2 protein-coding genes are annotated in these 3563 nt (G+C 42.8%); both read right to left on the reverse strand.

Translation table 11 applies throughout. From position 1 onward, the window contains the following. Positions 1-478: 478 nt before the first annotated feature. Positions 479-2041: a SagB family peptide dehydrogenase gene (locus tag CGZ90_RS18540; protein ID WP_094254008.1), complete on the reverse strand. Its 1563-nt coding sequence runs from the start codon at positions 2039-2041 to the stop codon at positions 479-481. A 25-nt stretch (positions 2042-2066) separates the two neighbouring features. Beyond that, a partial coding sequence (locus tag CGZ90_RS18545) for a TOMM precursor leader peptide-binding protein (RefSeq protein WP_106408326.1) occupies positions 2067-3563 on the reverse strand: 1497 nt, incomplete at its 5' end.

Here is a 3563-nt window from a genome sequence, read left to right on the forward strand (position 1 = left end):
ATCAGAATCAGGTGTTCCTTATCAGGATTTGCTCAAAACGGCTAAAAAAGTGCTCCACGATGAATTTTATATTGAGCACACGACAATCCAAATCGATGAAAAGGCATCTAAATGTCCAGAAGAAAATCGATGCGAGTAGTCTTCATATTATTCAAAAATAACTTCTGACGTCATGTTCTTTCTCGATGTTTTTAGTAATTGAAATGGTGCAGCTTATTGAGTAATTTCGTGCCAACTTTGTGCCAACTGAATTTGATAAGTGTTGAAGAGGTTTGAAAATCAAAACCTGGAAAACACTGTTTTTACAAAGTTTTTACATGTATAGAATATGTTATGAATAGGTTCATTAATCAAGTTCGAGATGGAAGGTTCTATCGGTTAATGTCATAAAGACCCTGGTATATGAGAATATACCAGGGTCTTTTTTTGGTTCGCAGACTTATAAGTTTATGTTTAACGTATTAGCGCAGGGGATTTACTACGTATGCAAGCTCCCCTGCAGTCTAGGATGCGGACGGCAGTGGCCGACGGGAATCTGCAGCAGGCTGCGTTGCCCTTTTTTACTTAACTGATAAAGTGCATCATACCGAGAAACATTGAATCCAAGAATCGGGTGGCCGCTTAAATTCAGTGCCGAAGCAGCCAGAAGGAGTTTGTGAGAAAGAAATCCTGCTTCCATATGCTGAATCCGATGACCTCGATAGCCGAACTTCCGTTGATGATGATTCTTATTTCCAACGATGTTGAAGCAAAACGGGATTTGCGACATGTTTACGAAATCTGATAACAGACTGTCTTGAAGTGCGCTGCGTAAATCTCCGTATTCAACATGCTTTAACGTATGAGATGGACCGTCATACATATAAGCTCCATTAGGCAAATGTTCCGTCATATATGCAGCAAGATATAGTGACACTCTGTCTATCGGCTGAATGTCTTGGTCTATATCATTACGGTATGAACTGGCAGAGATGGTTTCAAACAAAAGAAATGATAAGGTTTGAGTGTTCATCTCCTTAAGGACAAAATCCATACCTGGTGAATACCGCCTGCGGCTCGCGGAAGGAAAATCATACGTTAGCCGATTGGCAGACGGCAGTATCAGAGAGTGTCTCGAATCCTCTGTTTGTTTTTCTTCCATTTGCTGATTTGATGGAAAAACATCTATCATGCTCGCTTCGTTCAGTTTCCGTATCATGCGATAATCTCTTATTTCCTTAGAACGCACGTAATGAGCATGATGAAGCGGTTCTAGTTCGCAGCATAGCTCGTTAGCATCTGACGTATCCCTTTCATCACCAGTTCTCAAAAACCAGTTCATCTCTGTATCCATTGAAAGAGGCACAACCGCATACACACTTTCTTCTTGATCGTTGATGCCGATCAAATGATTAACAGCACGATCAAGAAATTGGTAGTAAACGCCGGTTTCCATTCCTAGCCGTTTTCCCGTTTCCAGAAGCTGGCTGATCACAAAGCCGGTATCAAGCCCTTGCAGCCTGTAAGAGAAGTTATGGTATTTAAAAAAGTTTTTCCAAAAGAACACCGAAATAAATACAGTACAAAATGACGCCGGGATGTCACAGCCGCCACCTAGAGCTTTTGTTAGATAGTCGTCAAAATTTCCTTCTCTTAAGCAGACTAACCGATGGTGAGAGACATCATAGTGATAGATGCCTGCTGGCAGATCCTCAATTTTTAAATATAAGTACAGTTCATTCGGATAAAGAGCACCTCCCGATGGAACGAAGCGTCTGCACATTGTCCATGGTTGTGCTAAATCCTCAAACGGCAGTGTCTGGCTGATTTGTGTAAGTCCATACGTAAACCAGAGCAAGTGACTCACCGTTTCTAGGCTGATTTCGGATTTACCACCTGCTGTTTCAAGAGCGAATGGGATATCAGAAGACAGCTTGATGGCAGGCAGCTCACGATAAAGCTTAAAAGGGAGGGGAGCATCGTTCCAGTTTGCTTCCCAGCCAGAAGGGATTATTTTTTCCGATTCATAATGAAGCTTATACAAGAATTCATCAAGGTTCATGAAAGTCCCTCCCTTAGGAGCTCGTTTAAGGAAATGGATGCGGATACGGATTCAGCTCGTTAAACATCAGCGGCTTTTTTACAAAACCTAGTTTGGCGGGTACATTCAACGCTCGTTCAAGTCCTTTTATCCGAGAAAGGTGATGGCCGAATGTCATCGGAAGCATCCCTGGTATGATGACTTTTACACAATGCAATCCGTTACGTTCCAGTTCAGGACCCGTTTGATCTACCGTGATTACGTCGAGCTTCAGTTTTTTAAATAACGTCAAAACCTCTTTTAAATCATCCAGAAGATCATTAGATTCTCGAACAGGTCCAAACTCTTTATCAAACCTTACAGCAGGGCGCGGATCGAGCAGGAAAGAAAACCTTTGCTCTGCTTCTTTTAGACCATATAACATCGAGTGGTCTTCCATGTGGCGGACGAGGTATGAATCATCATACATCTGTTCATATTTCTTGCGGTTTTTTTCAAATAATCCATCCATGTTCACGAGCATTCCTGCAAGCTCCTGGACCGCCCCTTTAGCCGCACGAATAGGATCAAGATGTGCACCAGCGGCACATAGCAGGTTCATACCATTATTTTTTGTATTCTTAGCTAAAGCCCAAATGCTTGGAATGTTATTTTCGGTTGTTGCGTTAAAGAGGTGAAGTTCGAAACCGGTTACTGCACGGATTCGCTCAAACATGAGCTGCAGCTCCAAATCATCGATCGTTTTCAAATCCAGACGCGGAATAGGAAGCTGTCCATACCATGTCATCAAGAAGGAATCTCGTTCAACGATTTCAAAAATGCCATACAGAATCGCTTCTTCTAAACTGCCTCCTACAGCACAGCCGTTGGATGTTTCGTACACAAAACCTTCTCCGCTGCCTAGACTGTAATAAGCGAATGTTTCTGGCACCAAAATAGGCCGGTCTTGAGATAATGAATATCCCCACACCCAATGGAGCGGCCTTTCAGGATCAAAGGAGTTGAACGGAAATCCAGGCAGCTTATAATGTTCATCCGTATGAACACCAAATGAAAGAGGGTTTACTGCGTTCATCTTCACGTAAGAGTAGGGTTCATATACTGATGTATGCTTGCCTTTTGGAGCATAACCGCAATGCCGTTCGAGTCCCTCTAAAATGCCTGCAAGTTCACTATTAGCATAAGAATGAGTCCTGCCGCCGCATAACTCATTTCCTGTTAACAAAGGAAGATTCACTGCCGTATCGGCAAACGGTGACAAAAAGTCATAGCGTTTAAAATTCAGGAGCCCCGTACGGGAATCAAAGTAATCCTTTCTCAGCACATTCTTTAGTTCTTCTAACGACCGGCTTCGGTAGCTGTTAGTAGATGTCATTGGACTTGATTTCAGTTTTATTTTTGCGTGTTCAGCTGTATCCTCCTGAAGACCACCGCACACGTGGCAATAAGGATCAGGCAAAATGAAGTGGCGGGAAAGTCTGAATGTGTTCAGATTCAGAAGAAGAATGTGTTCATCGGTACGGGGTGTGTCAGCTTGCAGGAA

The organism is Fictibacillus aquaticus (genome assembly GCF_002245695.1).
GTDB classification, from domain to species: Bacteria; Bacillota; Bacilli; order Bacillales; family Fictibacillaceae; genus Fictibacillus; species Fictibacillus aquaticus.

Coding starts and splice junctions, on each gene's coding strand:
- CGZ90_RS18540 (WP_094254008.1), bottom strand. CDS start 2,041: ATGAACCTTGATGAATTCTTGTATAAGCTTCATTATGAATCGGAAAAA.